At 70.6% G+C, this 18885-nt stretch carries 16 protein-coding genes and 1 pseudogene; 9 read left to right on the plus strand and 8 right to left on the minus strand.

The genetic code is table 11. The features are described from left to right. Positions 1 to 21: 21 nt before the first annotated feature. From ACZ4SW_RS04940 to ACZ4SW_RS04955, 4 genes and pseudogenes are all read left to right on the plus strand, one after another. Positions 22 to 678 (plus strand): MBL fold metallo-hydrolase, encoded by a 657-nt coding sequence (locus ACZ4SW_RS04940; protein ID WP_468238019.1) that lies wholly within the window; start codon positions 22 to 24, stop codon positions 676 to 678. Between the two features lie 307 nt (positions 679 to 985). Next, positions 986 to 1869 (plus strand): annotated as a pseudogene (locus ACZ4SW_RS04945) (ABC transporter substrate-binding protein). After that, on the plus strand, positions 1866 to 2795 hold the full coding sequence (locus ACZ4SW_RS04950; RefSeq protein ID WP_468238021.1) for an amino acid ABC transporter permease: 930 nt from the start codon (positions 1866 to 1868) through the stop codon (positions 2793 to 2795). Before ACZ4SW_RS04945 ends, ACZ4SW_RS04950 begins: the two are co-directional and overlap by 4 nt. Before the next feature lie 62 nt (positions 2796 to 2857). Continuing rightward, positions 2858 to 3586, plus strand: coding sequence for an amino acid ABC transporter ATP-binding protein (locus tag ACZ4SW_RS04955; RefSeq protein WP_468238506.1), 729 nt, complete (start codon positions 2858 to 2860; stop codon positions 3584 to 3586). Between the two features lie 18 nt (positions 3587 to 3604). Here the strand turns inward: ACZ4SW_RS04955 and aroQ are convergent, their stop codons facing one another. Then, positions 3605 to 4078, minus strand: coding sequence for a type II 3-dehydroquinate dehydratase (gene aroQ / locus ACZ4SW_RS04960; protein WP_468238024.1), 474 nt, complete (start codon positions 4076 to 4078; stop codon positions 3605 to 3607). 315 nt (positions 4079 to 4393) lie between these two features. On the opposite strand from aroQ, the gene ACZ4SW_RS04965 reads away from it, so the two are divergent. After that, the gene (locus tag ACZ4SW_RS04965; RefSeq protein ID WP_468238026.1) at positions 4394 to 5665 is read left to right on the plus strand and encodes an MFS transporter; all 1272 of its coding nucleotides are present in this window, start codon (positions 4394 to 4396) and stop codon (positions 5663 to 5665) included. A 40-nt stretch (positions 5666 to 5705) separates the two neighbouring features. Here the strand turns inward: ACZ4SW_RS04965 and ACZ4SW_RS04970 are convergent, their stop codons facing one another. The 6 genes from ACZ4SW_RS04970 to ACZ4SW_RS04995 form a co-directional block, all read right to left on the minus strand. After that, positions 5706 to 6806: a calcium:cation antiporter gene (locus tag ACZ4SW_RS04970; protein ID WP_468238028.1), complete on the minus strand. Its 1101-nt coding sequence runs from the start codon at positions 6804 to 6806 to the stop codon at positions 5706 to 5708. A 218-nt stretch (positions 6807 to 7024) separates the two neighbouring features. Continuing rightward, positions 7025 to 8029, minus strand: coding sequence for a TerC/Alx family metal homeostasis membrane protein (locus ACZ4SW_RS04975; RefSeq protein WP_468238031.1), 1005 nt, complete (start codon positions 8027 to 8029; stop codon positions 7025 to 7027). Positions 8030 to 8313: 284 nt separating this feature from the next. Next, a complete protein-coding gene (locus ACZ4SW_RS04980; protein ID WP_468238034.1) occupies positions 8314 to 10257 on the minus strand; it encodes a TerD family protein in 1944 nt (647 codons plus the stop codon). 39 nt (positions 10258 to 10296) lie between these two features. Further along, positions 10297 to 10875, minus strand: coding sequence for a TerD family protein (locus ACZ4SW_RS04985; protein ID WP_468238036.1), 579 nt, complete (start codon positions 10873 to 10875; stop codon positions 10297 to 10299). Between the two features lie 157 nt (positions 10876 to 11032). Then, positions 11033 to 13177 (minus strand): excinuclease ABC subunit UvrB, encoded by a 2145-nt coding sequence (uvrB, locus tag ACZ4SW_RS04990; RefSeq protein WP_468238039.1) that lies wholly within the window; start codon positions 13175 to 13177, stop codon positions 11033 to 11035. Positions 13178 to 13217: 40 nt separating this feature from the next. Then, entirely contained in the window at positions 13218 to 14090 is an 873-nt protein-coding gene (locus tag ACZ4SW_RS04995) for an MHYT domain-containing protein (RefSeq protein WP_468238041.1), read from the minus strand. A 284-nt stretch (positions 14091 to 14374) separates the two neighbouring features. Between ACZ4SW_RS04995 and ACZ4SW_RS05000 the strand changes: the two genes are divergently transcribed. The 4 genes from ACZ4SW_RS05000 (at position 14375) to ACZ4SW_RS05015 (ending at position 17827) form a co-directional block, all read left to right on the plus strand. Then, positions 14375 to 15247 carry a glycerophosphodiester phosphodiesterase gene (locus ACZ4SW_RS05000; protein WP_468238044.1) on the plus strand — a complete coding sequence of 291 codons (873 nt, stop codon included), beginning with the start codon at positions 14375 to 14377 and terminating at the stop codon, positions 15245 to 15247. Between the two features lie 84 nt (positions 15248 to 15331). Further along, on the plus strand, positions 15332 to 15886 hold the full coding sequence (locus ACZ4SW_RS05005; RefSeq protein WP_468238047.1) for a methylated-DNA--[protein]-cysteine S-methyltransferase: 555 nt from the start codon (positions 15332 to 15334) through the stop codon (positions 15884 to 15886). 100 nt (positions 15887 to 15986) lie between these two features. Further along, positions 15987 to 16925 carry a pseudouridine-5'-phosphate glycosidase gene (locus tag ACZ4SW_RS05010; protein WP_468238049.1) on the plus strand — a complete coding sequence of 313 codons (939 nt, stop codon included), beginning with the start codon at positions 15987 to 15989 and terminating at the stop codon, positions 16923 to 16925. Further along, on the plus strand, positions 16922 to 17827 hold the full coding sequence (locus ACZ4SW_RS05015) for a carbohydrate kinase family protein (protein WP_468238051.1): 906 nt from the start codon (positions 16922 to 16924) through the stop codon (positions 17825 to 17827). Before ACZ4SW_RS05010 ends, ACZ4SW_RS05015 begins: the two co-directional genes overlap by 4 nt. A 58-nt stretch (positions 17828 to 17885) precedes the next feature. Here the strand turns inward: ACZ4SW_RS05015 and ACZ4SW_RS05020 are convergent, their stop codons facing one another. Beyond that, positions 17886 to 18680: a methyltransferase domain-containing protein gene (locus ACZ4SW_RS05020; RefSeq protein WP_468238053.1), complete on the minus strand. Its 795-nt coding sequence runs from the start codon at positions 18678 to 18680 to the stop codon at positions 17886 to 17888. Between the last annotated feature and the right edge of the window lie 205 nt (positions 18681 to 18885).

Consider the following 18885-nt stretch of genomic DNA (forward strand, 5'->3'; position numbering starts at 1 on the left):
TCGCCGCTATAGGCTGCCGACATGACGTACAGCGGAGAGGTGACGGTCGGCGGCCCGGCGGACGTGCACGAGCTGAAGGACCTGATGATCACCAAGATCGCGGTCGGCCCGATGGACAACAACGCCTATCTGCTGCGCTGTCGCGCCACCGACGAGCAGCTGCTGATCGATGCGGCCCACGACGCCGGCAGGCTTCTCGGAATGATCGGTGACGACGGCGTCGCGTCCGTCGTCACCACCCACCGGCACGGCGACCACTGGCAGGCGCTCGCCGAGGTCGTGGCGGCCACGGGTGCGCGGACGTACGCGGGCCGGGACGACGCCGAGGGCATTCCGGTGCCGACGGACGTGCTGGTCGACGACGGCGACACGATCCGGGTGGGGCGCGTGGAGCTCACCGCCCGCCACCTGGTGGGCCACACGCCCGGTTCGATCGCCCTGGTCTACGACGACCCGCACGGCCACCCGCACGTGTTCACCGGGGACTGCCTCTTCCCGGGAGGTGTGGGAAACACGCACAAGGACCCGAAGGCCTTCGCCAGTCTGATCCACGACGTCGAGACGAAGATCTTCGACGTGCTGCCGGACGAGACCTGGGTCTACCCCGGGCACGGCAACGACACCACGCTGGGTGACGAGCGCCCGCACCTGCCGGAGTGGCACGCGCGCGGGTGGTGAGCGGCCCACCCGGTCGCGCGGGGCGTGACAGCCGGGCGCGCGCACCCCGTGTGAACGATTCGCACACGCTGGTCCCCTGCGCGCGCTCCCGGCGCACGTGGTGGTGCAGTCCACTGGAGACAGCCCCGCACAGGATGACGGCTCCTGCGCGGTGACGGGCCGCCGGTCCCCCGATCCCCGCCCTCGACCGGCGGCCCCGGCCCGCGTCCGGCCGGGCGTTCACAGGAATGCAACACTCGTTCCCATCATGCGGACAGTTGCTGACCTGACCTCGACAAAGAGGGCGTTGCGCTGCCAATCTCCCGCCATGCACCTTGCCCAACGCGCCCTGCGCCGCGCCGTGTCCGGCGCCACCGTCGCCCTGCTCGCCCTCGCCGTGGGCTGCGCCCCGCAGCCGGAGAGCAACGCTTCCGCCAAGGCCTCCGGGACGAGCACCGAGTCCTGCGCGAAGGGCAAGTTGGCCACCAAGACGTCGGGGAAGCTGACGATCGCGACCGACGAGCCCGCCTACGAGCCCTGGTTCAAGGACGACAAGCCGTCCAACGGCAAGGGCTTCGAGTCGGCCGTCGCCTACGCCGTGGCGCAGCAGCTCGGTTACGGCGAGAGCGCCGTCGTCTGGCAGTCCGTGCCCTTCAACAAGGCCTTCGCGCCCGGGGAGAAGACCTTCGACTTCGACATCAACCAGGTGTCGATCAGCGCCGAGCGCAAGAAGGCCGTGGACTTCTCCTCCGGCTACTACGACGTCCGCCAGGCAGTCATCGCCCTGAAGGGTTCCAAGGCCGCGAAGGCGAAGAGCATCGCGGATCTGAAGGGCCTCAAGCTGGGCGCACAGGTCGGCACCACGAGCCTCGACTACATCACCGACGTGGTGAAGCCGAACCAGCAGCCGGCCGCGTACGCCAAGAACGACCAGGCCAAGTCCGCGCTGAAGAACGGTCAGGTGGACGCCATCGTCACCGACCTGCCCACCGCCTTCTACATCACCGCGGCGAGGTGACCGACGCGAAGATCGTCGGCCAGTTCGAGAACCAGGGCGGGACGCCGGAGCAGTTCGGCCTCGTCCTGGACAAGGGCAGCACGCTCACACCGTGCGTGACCTCCGCCGTGGACGCCCTGCGCAAGGACGGCACCCTGGCGAAGCTGGAGAAGCAGTGGCTGTCCGACGCCGTCGACGCCCCGGTGCTCAAGTGACGGTCACCAAGGAGGAGTTCGGAGAGGGCTCCGACGACGCCGGCATGCCGGGCACGGACGGTGCGCCAGGTCGGGACGGCGCGTACGTCCCCTCACAGCGGCGGATCGAGCGCGAGCGCCACAAGCGTGCCCGCGCCCGGCGCGCCACCGCGATCGCGTCGCTGTCGACCCTCGTCACCGGCGCCGTCGTCTATCTGATCGTCGTCAACGCGCCCGGCTGGCCGCGTACCGAGGAGACGTTCTTCAACGCGCAGTACGCGCGCGAGGCGCTCCCGAAGGTCCTCGACGGGCTGTGGCTCAATGTGCGTCTGCTGCTGGTGTGCGGCGCCGCGGTCCTGGTCCTCGGCATGCTGATCGCCGTCGCCCGCACGCTGCGCGGGCCGGTGTTCTTCCCGCTGCGCGTCCTGGCCGCCGCGTACACGGACTTCTTCCGCGGACTGCCCCTGATCATCAACCTGATGATCGTGGTCCTGGGCGTGCCCGCGCTGCGGCTGCAGGGCGTGACCGTCGACCCGGTGCTGCTCGGCGGAACGGCGCTCACGCTCACGTACTCGGCGTACGTGGCGGAGGTGTTCCGAGCGGGGATCGAGTCCGTCCACCCCTCGCAGCGCGCCGCGGCCCGCTCCCTCGGTCTGACCAACCGCCAGGCGCTGCGCTACGTGGTGCTCCCGCAGGCCGTACGCCGCCAGGTGCCTCCCCTGCTCAACGATCTGGTGTCCCTCCAGAAAGACACCGGGCTGGTCTCGATCGGCGGCGCGGTGGACGCCGTCCGGGCCTCCGACATCATCGTGGGCCGCAGCCTCAACTACACGCCGTACATCGTCGCGGGGCTGGTCTTCGTGGCACTGACCATCCCGATGACCCGTTTCACGGACTGGGTGACCGCCCGGATGGACCGGCGGCGGGCGCAGGGAGGGAACCTGTGAGCGACATCCTCGAGAAGTCCGGGGCCACACCTGGCGCGCCGGGCGACGCCCCCGTGCTGCGCATGGAGTCCGTCCGCAAGACGTTCGGCGACGCGGTCGTCCTGCGAAACGTCGATCTGGAGGTCGCCCCGCACACGGTGACGGCCCTGATCGGCGCCTCCGGCTCGGGCAAGTCGACGCTCCTGCGCTGCGCGAACCTCCTGGAGGAGATCGACGACGGCGCCATCTGGCTGGACGGCGAGGAGATCACCGACCCCCGTGTCGACCAGGACGCCGTACGGCGCCGGATCGGTGTGGTCTTCCAGGCGTACAACCTCTTTCCGCACATGACCGTCCTGGACAACATCACGCTCGCCCCGCGCCGGGTGCACGGCGTGGACCGGGCGACGGCCGAGGAGCACGCCCGCGAGTTGCTGGAGCGGCTCGGACTCGCCGCCAGGGCGACGGAGTTCCCGGACCGGCTCAGCGGCGGGCAGCAGCAGCGCGTCGCGATCGTGCGCGCGCTGGCCGTACGCCCGCGGCTGCTGCTCCTGGACGAGATCACCGCGGCCCTGGACCCGGAACTCGTGGGCGAGGTCCTCACCGTCGTCCGGGATCTCAAGGACGACGGCATGACCATGGTGCTCGCCACCCATGAGATGGGCTTCGCACGGGAGGTCGCGGACCAGGTCTGCTTCCTGGACGGCGGCGTGGTCCTGGAGCGCGGTACGGCCGGGCAGGTCTTCGGCGATCCGCAGCACGAGCGCACGCGGCGCTTCCTGCGCCGGATCGTGGAGGCGGGGCGGCTCTGAGGCACGGGGCCGCCGGAGTCACGTCTCCGTCCGCCCCGCCCCCGCGAGCGTCGCGACCCGCTCCACTCCGAACGCGTACCCCTGCACCCCGCATCCGGCGATGACACCGTCGGCCCTCAGGGAGACGTAGGAGTGGTGCCGGAACTGCTCACGCTGGTGGATGTTGGAGATGTGGACCTCCACCACCGGCAGCCCGTCACAGGTGTTGAGGGCATCGAGGATCGCCACGGAGGTGTGCGAGTAGGCGGCCGGATTGATCACGATCCCGGCGTGGTTCAGGCGGGCCTCGTGGATCCACTCCACCAGCTCGCCCTCGTGGTTGGACTGGCGGAAGTCCACCATGCCGCCGTACGCGGCCGCCGCCTTCACACACAGCGCCTCGACGTCCGCGAGCGTGTCGGAGCCGTAGATCTCCGGCTGGCGCTGCCCCAGAAGGTTCAGGTTGGGGCCGTTGAGGATCATGATCGGGGCGTCGGCGAGGGTGCGGGGCACGGTTCCTCCGGTCCGTTCAGGTCGTCCGGCCCTTGGCGGACCGCTGATCAGCCCCCGGTTTATCACGACGCGTCAAGGGCGTGACGGTCCGTACCTCCGGCCATGACGCCACCGGTCCACCCGGGGTGGAGACGCACCGTGACGCGTGACGGTGCCGCCCGGCGCATCACAGGCATCCGCTGGGCACGCCGTTCGCCCGGGCGCACGCCCGCCCCTTCCGTCGCAGCGCCGAGCCCCCGTGCGCCCCCATAGCCGACGGTTACGCTGGGTAGCTGATCAAGCATGCGCGATGTACGCACGGTAAGGCCCTCTTCCATGTTCCGGCTCGCGGCCGCCTCGCTCGCCGGAACCGCCATCGAGTTCTACGACTTCTTCGTCTACGGGACCGCGGCCGCCCTCGTCCTCGGCCCGCTGTTCTTCCCGACCTTCTCTCCGGCGGCGGGCACGCTGGCGGCATTCGGAACCTTCGGGGTCGGCTTCGTGGCGCGGCCGCTGGGCTCGGTGCTGTTCGGGCACATCGGGGACCGCCGCGGGAGACGGCCGGTTCTCATCGCCTCCCTGGTGCTGACCGGCGCGGCGACGGTCGCGGTCGGCTGCCTTCCGACGTACGGGGCGATCGGTACGGCGGCTCCCGTGCTCCTTCTCGTACTGCGCTTTCTGCAGGGTCTCGGGCTCGGCGGGGAGTGGGGCGGTGCCGTGCTGCTGACCACCGAGCACGCGCCCGCCGGGCGGCGCGTGCTGTGGTCCAGCTTTCCGCAGATCGGCCCGTCGCTGGGTTTCCTGCTGGCCAACGGCATGACGCTGGGGCTGTCGGCGACGCTGTCGGACGCGCAGTTCGCGTCCTGGGGGTGGCGGATTCCCTTCTGGGCAGCGGGGGTGCTCGCCACGACGGGGCTGTGGCTGCGCAGTGCGCTCGCCGAGAGCCCCCTCTTCCTGGACCTCGACGACCACGCGCGCGTGCCGCTCGTCGAGGTCATGCGCCGCCACGGGCGGCTCGTGCTGCTGACGGCCGGCGCCATCGCGATCGGGTACGCGGTCTTCTACACCATGACGACCTGGTCCCTGGCGTACGCGACGGAGCGGCTCGGCGTGAGCCGCACGGTCATGCTGGCCTGCGTCATGGCCACCGTCCTGGTGCAGGGGATCCTGACCCCGCTGCTCGCCCTTGTGGGTGACCGCTGCGGACGGCGTCCGCTGTGCCTGACGGGCTGCGCCGGCACCGCGTTGTGGATGTTCCCCATGGTCGCGCTGCTCGCCACGGGTGAGCCGCTGCTGATGTTCCTGGGTTTCCTGGGGGCGGCGCTCGCCCTCATCACGATGTTCGCCGTGATCGCGGCGTATCTGCCGGAGTTGTTCGAGCCCCGGGTGCGCTGCACGGGAGCCGCGGTGGGCTACAACCTGGGCGGGGTGCTCGGCGGCGCCCTCACCCCGCTCGTGGCGACCACGCTGGCCGAGCACGGGGGCCGGGTGCCCTGGGGTGTCGGCGCCTATCTGACGGCCCTGGCCCTGCTCAGCCTGGGCTGCTTCGCGCTGCTGCCGGAGACCCGCCCGGTACCGGTGCCCGTGTCGGAGCCGGCTCCCGGATGAGGCACCGAGCCGCGACCACGCGGCGGTCACACGTGCACGGCTACGGATTGACCGCCAGTTCCAGGTAGGCCGCGAACACCACCAGGTGAACACCGCCCTGAAGCGGTGTGGCCCGCCCGGGCACCACCGTCAGAGAGCTCACGGCCACGGTCAGCGCCAGCAGCACCATGTGCACCGGGCCGAGACCGAGGACGAGCGGCCCGGAGAGCCATACGCTCGCCAGGGCGACTGCGGGGATGGTCAGGCCGATGCTGGCCAGCGCGGAGCCGAGAGCGAGGTTGAGGCTGGTCTGCACCCGGTCGCGCCGCGCCGAGCGCAGCGCGGCTATGGTCTCGGGCAACAGCACGAGCAGCGCGATGACCACGCCGACGACCGCCTGCGGCATCCCGGCCGCCGTCACACCGGATTCGATGGCGGGCGACACGCCCTTGGCGAGCCCGACGACCCCGATGAGGGCGAGCCCGAGCAGGCCCAGGCTGAGGGCCGCGGTACGGGCGGACGGCGCTTGCGCGTGGTCGTCCGCCTGGATCACCTCGCCCTGCCGGGTGAGGGGGAGGAAGTAGTCACGGTGGCGCACGGTCTGGGTCGCCACGAACAGGCCGTACAGCACGAGCGAGGAGACTGCGGCGAAGGTGAGCTGGGCCGGGGAGAACTCCGGGCCGGGCTTGCTGGTGGTGAAGGTCGGCAGGACCAGGCTGAGGGTGGCGAGCGTCGCGACGGTGGCTAGGGCGGCGCCGGTGCCCTCGGGGTTGAAGACCGCGATTCCGTGGCGCAGTGAGGCGACGAGCAGGCAGAGGCCGACGACGCCGTTACAAGTGATCATCACGGCCGCGAAGACGGTGTCCCGGGCCAGGCTCGCGCTCTTGGGACCACCGTCCGCCATCAGGGCGACGATGAGCCCGACTTCGATGATCGTGACGGCGAGGGCGAGAACGAGTGAGCCGAACGGCTCACCGACCCGGTGAGCCACCACTTCGGCGTGGTGGACCGCCGCCAGCACCGCCCCAGCGAGGACGAAGGTGATCAACGCGACGACAGCGCCGGGCACAGCTCGGCCCCAGGTGAGGGCGAGCAGTACCACGGCAGCCACCGGCACGACGGCCGCCCAACTCGCCGCGAGCGACCGAAGCCCCACGGTCATGCGGCGATCGTCGCAGACACGCCCCGAGCGCGCATTGCGGATCATGCGCACCGTATCGCCCCCGCGGCGGCGGTCTGTTCGAACATCGCCGTGTGGCTCATGACACCTCCCGGGTGCGACCCCGCGCCGGGAACGCTCCGCACCTCGCACAGTCAGCCGCAGGGGTGCCCGGCAAGGTGCAGGGCACCCCCTGTCGGCCGCGTCACGTTGCCGACGCTTCAGGTCTCGACGCTGTCCTTGGCAGTCCTCTCCGCGGCCTTGTGCGTCGTGCCGGCTGCGGCCTCCTGTTTCCGGGAGGCCATCAGACTGGTGATGGTCGTGACGATCAGGACGGCGCAGATCACACCGAGCGAGACCGGGATGGAGATCTCGGGGACATGGACCCCGGACTCGTGGAGCGCGTGCAGCACCAGCTTGACGCCGATGAAGCCGAGGATGATCGACAGGCCGTAGGACAGGTGGACCAGCTTCTTGAGCAGGCCGCCGATGAGGAAGTACAGCTGCCTCAGACCCATCAGCGCGAACGCGTTGGCCGTGAAGACGATGTACGGGTCCTGCGTCAGGCCGAAGATCGCCGGGATGGAGTCGAGGGCGAACAGTACGTCGGTGGTGCCGATCGCGAGCATCACGACCAGCATCGGCGTCATGACCCGCTTGCCGTTCTGCCGTATCCACAGCTTGGTGCCGTGGTAGCGGTCGGCCACGCCGAAGCGGCGCTCGACGGCCTTCAGCAGCTTGTTCTCCTCGTACTCCTCGTCCTCCTCATCGGCCGTGGCCTCCTGGATCAGCTTCCAGGCCGTCCAGATCAGGAACGCGCCGAAGAGGTAGAAGACCCAGGAGAAGGACGCGATGATCGCGGCGCCCGCGGCGATGAAGGCCGCCCGCAGGACCAGGGCTATGAGCACGCCGACGAGGAGTACGCGCTGCTGGTACTGCGAGGGCACCGCGAACTTCGCCATGATCAGGACGAAGACGAAGAGGTTGTCGACGCTCAACGACTTCTCGGTGATGAAACCGGCGAAGAACTCCCCGGCGGGCCGGCCCCCGCCGAACACGAGCAGACCCAGCCCGAACAGGCAGGCGAGGGCGATCCAGACGATCGTCCAGATCCCGGCTTCCTTGATGGATACGTCGTGCGGCTTGCGGCCGATGAAGAAGTCGACCGCGATGAGGGCGGCAAGGCCCACGATGGTCAGGCCCCAAAGGGTCATCGAAACATCCACTGCGCCTCCGGCAATACGTACGTCACGGCAAATGTCGGCGTCGTCGCCACCGGAGGTCTCTTCCACCCACCGTCGCAGGCGCGTGATGCGCCTGGTGCCGTGGGCCGACGCCCCGGGATCTGGCCTGATCCGTACTGACGGGTGCGCCGCAGCAGACAGGGAGTACTCCCCTCCGTGTCAGCAACAGTACCCGAATCACCAAGGAAAGGTAAAGTATTTGGCAAAAGAAAGGTCAAGCTGCCTGGTGAGAGTAGTCGTTGCGTTGACGGGCCGGAGGTGGACCCTCAGTGGTTCCAGGAGCGACGGGCCTCGGCGACCTGCGCGAGCACCCGATCGAGCACCTGGCTGCCCTTCGGGAGCCGTGGCGGCTCGTAGGTCCAGGCGTGGCCTACCCACGGGTCGGCGAGGTGGTCATCGGGCGCGGGGGTGAGTCGCAGCAGTGAACGCCAGAGCGGGTCGAGCAGCGGTCCGTAGGCGGCGGCGTCCTCCCGGTCGGCGACCATCATCAGATGGACGCCGACGTCGGGGCCCTCGTCCGCGAGGTAGCGCAACTGGTTCACGGCCCGGTCGTCGAAGCCGTGCGGGAAGTCGTTGACGACCAGCAGTTGCCGGGCCGTGTCGACGCCGGGGGGCAGGGAGTCGGACGCGCCGCCGCGCACCGCCATCTGCACCAGGTCGACGCGCCGGGTGAGCCGGGTCAGCGCGTCGGCCACCCCCGAGGCACCGGCGGCGGGTGGCGTGGCGAGCGTCCCGGAGCGCACGAGGGGCGCCAGGGCGGGAGCGCCCGAGCCCGCCGGGTCGATGACGTGCACCGCGAACTCGCCGGGCGGGTAAGCGGCAAGCAGCCGCGACGCGTGTGTGACCGCCACATCCATGGCGAGGCGGTGCAACTCGTCCGTGTCCGCGAGCGGGTCGAGGGATCCGGAACGTCCGCTGTCGATCCACAGACCGCGTTCCAGCGGCAGTCTGACGAGCATGGGGATGCGGAGGCTCTCGCTCTCGGGCAGGTGCAGGTCGCCGAGGCGCACGGCCATGGGGCTCTCCATCGGCGCCCGGTAGCCCTGCCAGACCGGGCTGTCCCAGCGTGCGAATGCCGGAGGCAGTGCCGGTTCGACGACGTCGGACTCGGCCATGAGCTGGGTGAGGTCACGGTCGAGCGCGGCCCTCGCCTGGTTGACGAGGTGGGCGTGCTTGGCCTGGGCCGCGTCGCGTGCGGCGTCGCTCTGGCCGCCGAGGCGGGCGCGCGGATCGGACAGGACCTTGTCCAGCTCCTGCTCCAGGCGCGAGTCGGCGAAGTCCACGGCACTGCGGTACGCGGCCACGGTGCGCGCCAAGTCCTCGAACATGCCCCACACCTGGTTGTACAGCCGCTCCTCCATGGACCACCCGGTCGCGTCGCCCGCGATGGGCTGCCCGGCCGGGGCGGCCGCGGCGGCCTGCGGTGTGGTCTGCCGGCCCGGGTGGTGGTAGTCGACCGGCCCGCCGGGGGCGGGTTGTGCGACAGGGATCGGCGCGTCGGTGACGTCGTAGGGGGATCCCTGCTGCGTTGTGCCGGGCGGCCCCTGGTGCGGCGGCGTCGCGGTGCCGGGCGGTCCCTGGGGGGAGGCTGGGGTGGTCGCCTGCCGTGTGCGGTCGCCTTCCGCCAGACGCGGCGGAGGCGCGGCGACCGAGCGGGCCAGTCCCTGAACCACCGCTTCGTTGATGCTGCCCGCGAGCTGCCCGGCCCCGGGCAGGCCCTGGTCCGTGAAGAGCGCGGCGAGGCCGCCCGCGTACCCCTGGCCGACCGCACGCACCTTCCAGCCGCCCTGCCTGCGGTAGAGCTCCAGTGCGATGACGGCGGACTCGGAGTCCAGGCCGGTGATGCTGTAGGTGGCGACCCGGGAGCCGTCGAGGACCGTGACGGCGACGAAGGGGGCGGCGACGGCGCCGAAGCGCACCGGGCCGCCGATGCCGACCGGCAGGGCGAGCAGCACCGTGACCCGATGCACGCTCTCCGGCAGGGCGTCCAGGTCGAAGGCGAGGCGGTGGTCGGCCGCCGCCTGCCTGGAGACCTCCAGGCCCGGCAGGACGGGTTTGCCGGGATGGGCCACCCACTCGGTGCCGGGCACTGTGCCCTGTTCGTCGCTGAGCGTGGCCCCGGCCACGATCGGCGTGCCGGCCGACACCCGGACCTCAAGTCGGACCTGGGGAAGCGGATGGTTCTGCCCCCGGACCAGCTCGGCCGTCATCGCCTCGTCCCCCTGCGTCGCTTCGTGTGCCGTGCGTCCCTACAGGTGCGGCAGGATCGCCGGCATCAGGTCCTGGAAGGTGCGGCCGTTGGCCGGGGTGCCGAGGGCCGTCATCGTCCAGCCCCCGCCCGAACGGTGCACCTTCGCCATGATCTGCGCCGTGTAGGCGCCGCCGCCGGCGAGCGTGTAGCGCGCCAGTTCCTGGCCGTTGGTCTCGTCGACGAGGCGGCAGAACGCGTTCTGCACCTCCTGGAAGGTCTGGCCCGTGAACGAGTTCACGGTGAAGACGATCTGGTCGATGTGGACCGGAACGCGCTGCAGGTCGACGAGGATCGCCTCGTCGTCGCCGCCCTGGCCCGCGCCGCCCACGAGGTTGTCACCGGTGTGCCGGACGGAGCCGTCGTCGCTCACGAGGTGGCGGAAGAAGACCACGTCCACGGGCTGCTTGTCCGCGAACAGGACCGCGGACGCGTCGAGGTCGATCTCCCGGGTGCGCGAACCGAACAGCCCGCGCCGGGGAGCGGCCTGCCAGCCGAGCCCCATGCGCACCGCGGTCAGCGTGCCTCCGTCGTTCTTCTGCAGACTGATGGCCTGACCCTTGGTCAAGTTGACGGTCACGCGCCGTTCCCCTCTCGAGCGTCCCCTGTTGACCGCGGACTCCGCGGATGCCAAAACCCTACGCAGCGGCACTGACAGTGCCGAACCCCGGCTCGCGCTTTGTGTCGGTCTTGCAACACACCGCGCGCGTGCCGGGGCCCGGCAGGGCGGTGGGACGTCAGGCCAGGCCCGCCTCCCTCATCTGACGCAGCTCCTTCTTCATCTCGGAGACTTCGTCGCGCAGCCTGGCCGCGATCTCGAACTGCAGGTCCGCCGCGGCGGCCCGCATCCGCGCGGTCAGCTCCTCGATCTGCTCGGCCAGTTCGGCGGCGGGGCGGTCGGTGGGGACCGTCTCCTTCGTCTTGGCCTTGCCCTTGGCCGGCTTGGTCCCCTTGACGGCGTGGTCGGCGAGTGAGGGAACCGGGCTCTTGGCGCCCTTGCCGTCCTTCGTCTTGCGGTAGCCCGTGCCGAGCAGTTGCTCCGTGTCGACGTCCTCGCGGGCGATCTGCGCCACGATGTCGTTGATCTTCTTGCGGAGCGGCTGCGGGTCGATGCCGTTCGCCTCGTTGTACGCGATCTGCTTCTCCCGGCGGCGGTTGGTCTCGTCGATGGCCTTCTCCATCGCCGGGGTGATCTTGTCGGCGTACATGTGTACCTGGCCGGAGACGTTGCGCGCCGCGCGGCCGATGGTCTGGATGAGCGAGGTGCCCGAGCGCAGGAAGCCTTCCTTGTCGGCGTCGAGGATCGCCACCAGGGAGACCTCCGGAAGGTCGAGGCCCTCCCTGAGGAGGTTGATGCCGACGAGGACGTCGAACTCGCCCGAACGCAGCTCCCGCAGCAGCTCGACGCGGCGCAGCGTGTCGACGTCGCTGTGCAGGTAGCGCACCTGGATGCCCAGTTCCAGGAAGTAGTCCGTGAGGTCCTCGGCCATCTTCTTGGTGAGGGTGGTGACGAGGACGCGTTCGTCCTTCTCGGTGCGCTTGCGGATCTCGTGCACCAGGTCGTCGATCTGGCCCTCGGTGGGCTTGACGACGACCTCCGGGTCGACGAGGCCGGTGGGGCGGATGATCTGCTCCACGACGCCGTCCGAGCGGGAGAGCTCGTACGGTCCCGGCGTCGCCGACAGGTACACGGTCTGCCCGATGCGCTCCTGGAACTCCTCCCACTTCAGCGGACGGTTGTCCAGTGCGGAGGGCAGCCGGAACCCGTGCTCGACCAGGGTGCGCTTGCGGGAGGCGTCACCCTCGTACATGGCACCGATCTGCGGCACGGTGACGTGTGACTCGTCGATGACGAGCAGGAAGTCCTCCGGGAAGTAGTCCAGCAGCGTGTTGGGCGCGGAGCCGGGCTCGCGGGCGTCGAAGTGCATCGAGTAGTTCTCCACGCCGGAGCAGGTGCCGATCTGGCGCAGCATCTCGATGTCGTACGTCGTGCGCATCCGCAGCCGCTGGGCCTCGAGGAGCTTGCCCTGCTTCTCCAGCTCGGCGAGGCGCTCCTCCAGCTCCTTCTCGATGCCCCTGATGGCCCGCTCCATGCGCTCGGGGCCGGCGATGTAGTGGGAGGCCGGGAAGACGTAGAGCTGCTGGTCGTCGCTGATGACCTCGCCGGTCAGCGGGTGGAGGGTGGACAGCGCCTCGATCTCGTCGCCGAACATCTCGATCCGGACGGCCAGCTCCTCGTAGACCGGGAAGATCTCGATGGTGTCGCCGCGCACCCGGAAGGTGCCGCGTGTGAACGCCATGTCGTTGCGCGTGTACTGGATGTCGACGAAGCGGCGCAGCAACTCGTCGCGGTCGATCTCGTCGCCGACTCTGAGGCTGACCATCCGGTCCACGTACTCCTGGGGAGTACCGAGGCCGTAGATGCAGGAGACGGACGCGACCACCACCACGTCACGGCGGGTGAGCAGCGAGTTCGTGGCCGAGTGGCGCAGGCGCTCCACCTCCTCGTTGATCGAGGAGTCCTTCTCGATGTACGTGTCCGACTGCGGAACGTACGCCTCGGGCTGGTAGTAGTCGTAGTACGAGACGAAGTACTCGACCGCGTTGTTCGGCAACAGCTCGCGGAACTCGTTGGCCAGCTGCGCGGCCAGCGTCTTGTTCGGCGCCATCACGAGGGTGGGGCGCTGAAGCCTCTCAATCATCCACGCGGTGGTCGCGGACTTGCCGGTGCCGGTCGCGCCCAGCAGGACGACATCCTTCTCACCTGCCTGGATGCGCTTTTCCAGGTCGGCGATGGCCGTGGGCTGGTCACCGCTCGGCCGGTAGGGGCTGACGACCTCGAAGGGCGCCACCGTGCGTTCGATCTGTGAAACGGGCCGCATGGAATCCACCGTACGACCCCGCACTGACAACGGGGGCCGGTCACCAGTCCTGCGGGGTGCGAGAGCCCCGGTGTCCGGCGCGCGGGCCGCTGCGGGAGAGCGGACGGCGGCCCGCGCCCGCGGGGCGGAGCTCCGGGTGGGCCGGTACGCCGGGCTTGCGCTCGACGCGGACCCGGTCGGGCCTGCCCATGACCATGAGCGGGTCGAACAGCACCACCACGCCGGCCAGGCCCAGGAAGACGACCGGGCCGATCATCATGGGCGCCAGCAGGGTCGCCGGCGAGTCACCTGCCGGGCTGCCGGCGGCACCGTGCAGGTGGACGCTGACGGCGGCCATGCCGGTGTAGTGCATGCCGCTGACAGCGAGCCCCATGACGAGGCTCGCGAGGATGCTCCAGAGGAATCCGCGGACCTGTCCGGCGGCCCACAGGGCGGCGGTCGCAGCGACGACCGCGATGACGACGGAGGCGGCGACGGTGAGGGTGTTGTACTGGAGCACGCCGTGCAGGCGCATTCCGGCCATGCCCAGGTAGTGCATCGAGGCGATGCCCAGGCCGGTGATGGTGCCGCCGGTGAAGAGAGCCACTCCGGTCGCGCCCCGGTAGCCCACGATGAACACGCCCACGCCCACCATGACGATCGCGACGCCGAGGCTCGCGAAGGTGATCACCCTGTCGTAGTGGACGGGGGTCTCCTTCACGGTGAACCCCATCATCGCGACGAAGTGCATGGTCCATATGCCGGACCCGATGGCGGCCGACCCCAGGGCGAGCCAGCCGGCCCGCCAGGACTGGGCGACCAGCATCGATCTGGTGGTGCAGCGCAGACCGAGCGCGCCGCCGAGGCAGGCCATGAGGTACGCCACCACCGGTGTGACGAGTCCGTAGCTGAAGCCGTCGACGGTGCCCTGCATGCGCGGCTGCCCTTCCCACCCTGTGGTTCCTGAATCCGGGAGTCCCCCCATCCCCGAAGCCGTGACGACGGTCAGGGGTGAGGCAGAGAGTATGACCCTCACCGGGGTGGTCGAACGATTTTCCGGCAAAGAATCACGGCGCTCCCGCACTTGTGCGGCGCATGTGCCGGCGTCGGGCGACTCCGGTCCCATTGTGCCCTTGCCGCGCAGGAACCACCGGGCTTCAGCGGCCCCCTGCTGCCATTCTTGTGCTGTACGTAACCGGATCGGCACCAGGAGTGAGCATGAACGCGCGCGCTGCCGCCGCCACGATCATCGCGCTGTTCGGACTCGGCGTCGCCATACTGCCCACCCTCCACGCCCGCGCCACCGGCGATGGCGGCCCGGTCGTCATCGCCCACCGCGGTGCTTCGGCGTACGCACCGGAGAACACGCTGGCCGCCATCGACAAGGCCGCCGCCATGGGCTTCAGCTGGGTCGAGAACGACGTGCAGCGCACCAAGGACGGCCGGCTGGTCGTCATCCACGACGCCACGCTGGAGCGCACGACCGACGTCAAGAAGTTGTTCCCCGGCCGGTCGCCCTGGCGGGTGAAGGACTTCACCGCCGAGGAGATCGCACGCCTGGACGCGGGAAGCTGGTTCGGCCCCCGGTACGCGGGCGTACGCGTCCCGACGCTGCGGCAGTACATGGACCGTGTGTCGCACAACCACCAGAACCTGCTGCTGGAGGTCAAGAACCCCGAGCTGTACCCGGGCATCGAGGGGGAGATCCTCAAGCTGCTCGGCAACGAGGGGTGGCTCGACCCGGAGCACCTCGCGAACCGGCTGATCGTCCAGAGTTTCAGCGCGGACAGTGTGCGGATCGTCCATGACCTGCGCCCGGGTATCACCACCGCTTACCTGGGTACGCCCCCGGTGACGGAGCTGCCGCTGTACGCGCGGTTCGCCGACCAGATCAACTCGGCGCAGAGCAAGCTCTCCGCCGGCTACGTCTCCGCCGTCCACGCCCTGAAGGGACCGCACGGCCGGCCGATGAAGGTCTTCGCCTGGGACGTCGACACCCCGGAGGCAGCCCGACGGGTGTCCGGCTTCGGTGTGGACGGCATCATCACGAACGCGCCCGACGTGGTGCGGACCGCGATCGGCGCCCACTGAACCGGCTCCGCGGTGCTCCCGCGACACCGCGCTGCCCGGTCCGTTCCCGGGACCGTTGTCAGTGCCGCGCCGTACGGTGGGCACATGGACAGTCATGGGCAGTTCGAGCAGCAGTTGGTGTGGACCGTCGTCCCCACCGACATCGGCCCTCTGCTGCTGGCCGCCACGCGCGAGGGCCTGGTGAACGTGGTGTTCCACGCCACGGACGCCGTGCGCGACAAGGCTCTGGAGCGGCTCGCGTCCCGGCTCGGCACACAGCCCGTGGAGGACGCCCGCACACCGCTGCTGGCAGAGGCGATACGCCAGGTCAGGGCGTACTTCGCGGGCAAGCTGCACAACTTCGCGCTGCCCCTGGACTGGTCCCTGATCACCGGCTTCAACCGCCAGGTGCTGCGAGAGCTGGCATCCGGTGTGCCGTACGGCACGGTGGTGGGGTACGGCGACCTGGCAGGCCGGGTCGGTCAGCCGGGCGCCGCCCAGGCCGTGGGTGTGGCGATGGGATCGAACCCGCTGCCGGTGGTGGTGCCGTGCCACCGCGTGGTCGAGAGCGGCGGCGGCATCGGTGGGTTCGGAGGGGGTCTGGAGACCAAGCGGAAGCTGCTGGCGCTCGAGGGGGTCCTGCCGGAGCCGCTGTTCTGATCCGGCCCGCGGCGCACGCGGGTCGCCCCGATCGCGCGCAGGCCCTGGTGTTCCCTCTCCCACCTCGCAGGGGTTTGGCCGGGTGCGCCGCCCGCCAGAGATGAGGGAAAAGCCGGAGACAGGAGGCAGGCGCGTGCTGGTGGTGTCCGAAGAGGTACGGGAGGCGCTCGCCGCCCGCCGGCCGGTGGTGGCTCTGGAGTCGACGATCATCGCGCACGGGCTGCCGCGTCCACGCAATCTCCAGGTCGCGCTGGAGCTGGAGGACGTGGTCCGGCAGGAGGGCGCGGTACCGGCGACGATCGCCGTACTGGACGGGCGGGCTCATGTCGGGCTCGGCAAGGACCAGGTGGAGCGGGTCGCGAACGAGGAAGGGATCCGCAAACTGGGCCATCGTGATCTGCCCCTGGCAGTGGCCGGGGGCGTCAGCGGGGCGACGACGGTGTCGGCGACGGCGCTGCTGGCCTCCCTCGCAGGCGTACGGGTGTTCGCGACGGGCGGGCTCGGCGGGGTCCACCGGGAGTGGACGGTGACCCAGGACGAGTCCGCCGACCTGGGCCTGCTGGCGCGCACCAGGATCACCGTGGTGTGCGCGGGCGTGAAGTCGATCCTGGACGTGCCGGCCACGCTGCAGCGCCTGGAGACGCTCGGCGTGGCCGTCGCCGGGTATCGCACGCACCGCTTTCCGGGCTTCTACCTGTCGGACTCCGGGCATCCGGTGGAGTGGACGCTGGAGTCGCCCGGGCAGGTGGCCGACGTCATGCGAGCCCAGGACACGCTCGGCGCCCCGCAGTCGGCGCTCATCGTCGCCAACCCGGTGCCGGAGGAGGAGCAGCTCGATCCGGAGCTTCACGCGCGCGTGCTCGCCGACGCACTGACCGCGTGCGGCGAGGAAGGGATCACCGGTCAGGCGGTCACACCCTTTCTGCTCGACTATCTGGTGCGGCACACGGACGGCGCGTCGCTCAGCGCCAATCTGGCGGCGGTGCGGGGGAACGTGCGGCTGGCGGCGCGGATCTCGGCGGCCTGGGCGGGGGCGTGAGCGGGGCTCTGCTCGTCGTCGGGGACGTCGTCACGGATGTCGTCGCCCGTCATCACGGCCCGCTCGCCCCGGGGACGGACACGGCCGCCGTCATCCGGACGCTGCCCGGTGGTGCGGGCGCGAACGTGGCGTGCTGGGCGGCTGGGTGCGGGTGTCCGGACGTGCGGCTGCTCGGGCGCGTCGGGGCGGAGTCAGCCGTCTGGCACGAGCGGGAACTGACGGAGTCGGGCGTACGGCCCCATCTGGTCGTCGACCCCGAGGCGCCCACAGGAACCGTGATCTGCCTGGTGGACACGAGCGCCTCGGCGGAGCGGACGTTCCTCACGGACAGTGGGGCGTCCCTGCGGCTGGCCCCCGGCGACTGGTCGGACGAACTGCTGGACGGGGTCGCACGGCTGCACCTGTCGGGCTATCTGCTGTTCTCCGAGCCGAGCCGGGCGCTGGCGACGGTGGCCCTGGAAGCGGCACACTCGCGTGGAGTGCCGGTGAGCCTGGATCCCGCGTCTGCGGGGTTTCTCGGCGGGCTGGGCGTGGACCGTTTCCTGGCGTTCGCCGAGGGCATCGACCTGTTGCTGCCCAGCCGGGACGAGGCGTGCCTGCTGACCGGGCTGCCCGACCCGGCGGACGCGGCGGCCAAGCTGAGCCGTCACGTGCCTGTGGTGGTCGCCAAGCAGGGTGCGGAGGGGGCACTGGTGGCCGCGTCGGGAGCGATCGTGGCGCGGATCCCGGCGGCCCCGGCCACGCCTCGGGACACGACGGGCGCGGGGGACGCGTTCACCGGGGCTTTCCTGGCGGCGCTGCTCGCGGGGGCCGACCCGGAGGAGGCGGCGACGCAAGGGTGCAGGGCGGGGGCGATGGCCGTGGAGACGGTGGGAGGGAGACCCGTGAGGGACGTGCGGTAGCCTCCGGCCGCGGCTCCGCCGTACCGGGCGGCGGCCCTTCCCCCGCATCTGCCGTCGCTTACTCCTTGCGGCCCCATGCCGAGATCATCGGGGCGGTCGCCAGGTCCATCGCGCCCGAGGCGACATGGGTCAGGTGACGGTCGATGTCCTCGTCGGTGGCGAGGCCGGCCGAGACCAGTTGGTCGCGGATCTGCCGGATCGTCGCGGACTCGAGGGCCGCGCAGGCCGGTGAGGTGAGGGGGAAGTAGGCGTCGGCCTCCACCTGGCTGAGGCCCGCCTCCCGCAGCAGACGCGGCAGCCTGCGGCCGTAGGAGAGGTCGGCGCCGCGTTCGGCGAGCAGCGTGCGGAAGCCCTCGCGCAGGCGGTTGGCGAGCCGCTGCTCGGGGCCGTACTCGTCCGGACAGCTCAGGGGCTGCAGCGCCGGGTCGGCGTCCTCGACCAGCAGACGTCCGCCGGGGCGCAGCGCCTTGATCATGGACTGCAACGCCCTGTCCCTGTCCGGGACGTGCACGAGGACGAGCCGGGCGTGCACGAGGTCGAAGTCCTCGCCGGGGGGTTCTTCGGCGCCCACGTCGTGGGTGCGGACCTCGATCGGCGGTTGCGCGGCCTGGGCCGCCCACGAGGTGTCGATGTCGGTCGCGATGACCTGCCCGGTCGGACCGACCTTCCTGGCGAGCCAGGAAATCACGGAGGTGCCGCCCGCGCCGACCTCCCAGCATCGCCAGCCGAGTCCGATGCCGAGCCCCTCGATGTGACGGAAGGTCGTGGGGTCGAAGAGGGCGGACAACGCCTCGAAACGGCGGCCGGCCTCGGTCTGCCGGTTGTCGAGGAGGTACCCGTCGTTGTGCGTCATGCCGAGATCATCGCACCCGGCCTGCCGGCCCGTGGGGGGCGACGCTCCGCAGGGCCTCGTCGGCCCGCCCTGAGCGGCGGGCACGGCCAGGCGCCCCAGCGGTGGGCCCGCCATGCGTCAGAGCGGAATGTTCCGTTTCCCCAGGCCCCTCCGGCGCTCCCCGACGGACTGGCAGACTGGCTCGCGACGGCGCAGAGTGCGGCGC

It is taken from the genome of Streptomyces sp. NPDC028331 (assembly GCF_055565775.1).

Coding starts and splice junctions, on each gene's coding strand:
- ACZ4SW_RS04970 (WP_468238028.1), bottom strand. CDS start 6,806: ATGACCGTGGGGCTTCGGTCGCTCGCGGCGAGTTGGGCGGCCGTCGTG.
- ACZ4SW_RS04995 (WP_468238041.1), bottom strand. CDS start 14,090: ATGCAGGGCACCGTCGACGGCTTCAGCTACGGACTCGTCACACCGGTG.
- ACZ4SW_RS05020 (WP_468238053.1), bottom strand. CDS start 18,680: ATGACGCACAACGACGGGTACCTCCTCGACAACCGGCAGACCGAGGCC.
- uvrB (WP_468238039.1), bottom strand. CDS start 13,177: ATGCGGCCCGTTTCACAGATCGAACGCACGGTGGCGCCCTTCGAGGTC.
- ACZ4SW_RS05000 (WP_468238044.1), top strand. CDS start 14,375: ATGAACGCGCGCGCTGCCGCCGCCACGATCATCGCGCTGTTCGGACTC.
- ACZ4SW_RS04980 (WP_468238034.1), bottom strand. CDS start 10,257: ATGACGGCCGAGCTGGTCCGGGGGCAGAACCATCCGCTTCCCCAGGTC.
- ACZ4SW_RS05005 (WP_468238047.1), top strand. CDS start 15,332: ATGGACAGTCATGGGCAGTTCGAGCAGCAGTTGGTGTGGACCGTCGTC.
- ACZ4SW_RS04955 (WP_468238506.1), top strand. CDS start 2,858: ATGGAGTCCGTCCGCAAGACGTTCGGCGACGCGGTCGTCCTGCGAAAC.
- ACZ4SW_RS04940 (WP_468238019.1), top strand. CDS start 22: ATGACGTACAGCGGAGAGGTGACGGTCGGCGGCCCGGCGGACGTGCAC.
- ACZ4SW_RS04965 (WP_468238026.1), top strand. CDS start 4,394: ATGTTCCGGCTCGCGGCCGCCTCGCTCGCCGGAACCGCCATCGAGTTC.
- ACZ4SW_RS05010 (WP_468238049.1), top strand. CDS start 15,987: ATGAGGGAAAAGCCGGAGACAGGAGGCAGGCGCGTGCTGGTGGTGTCC.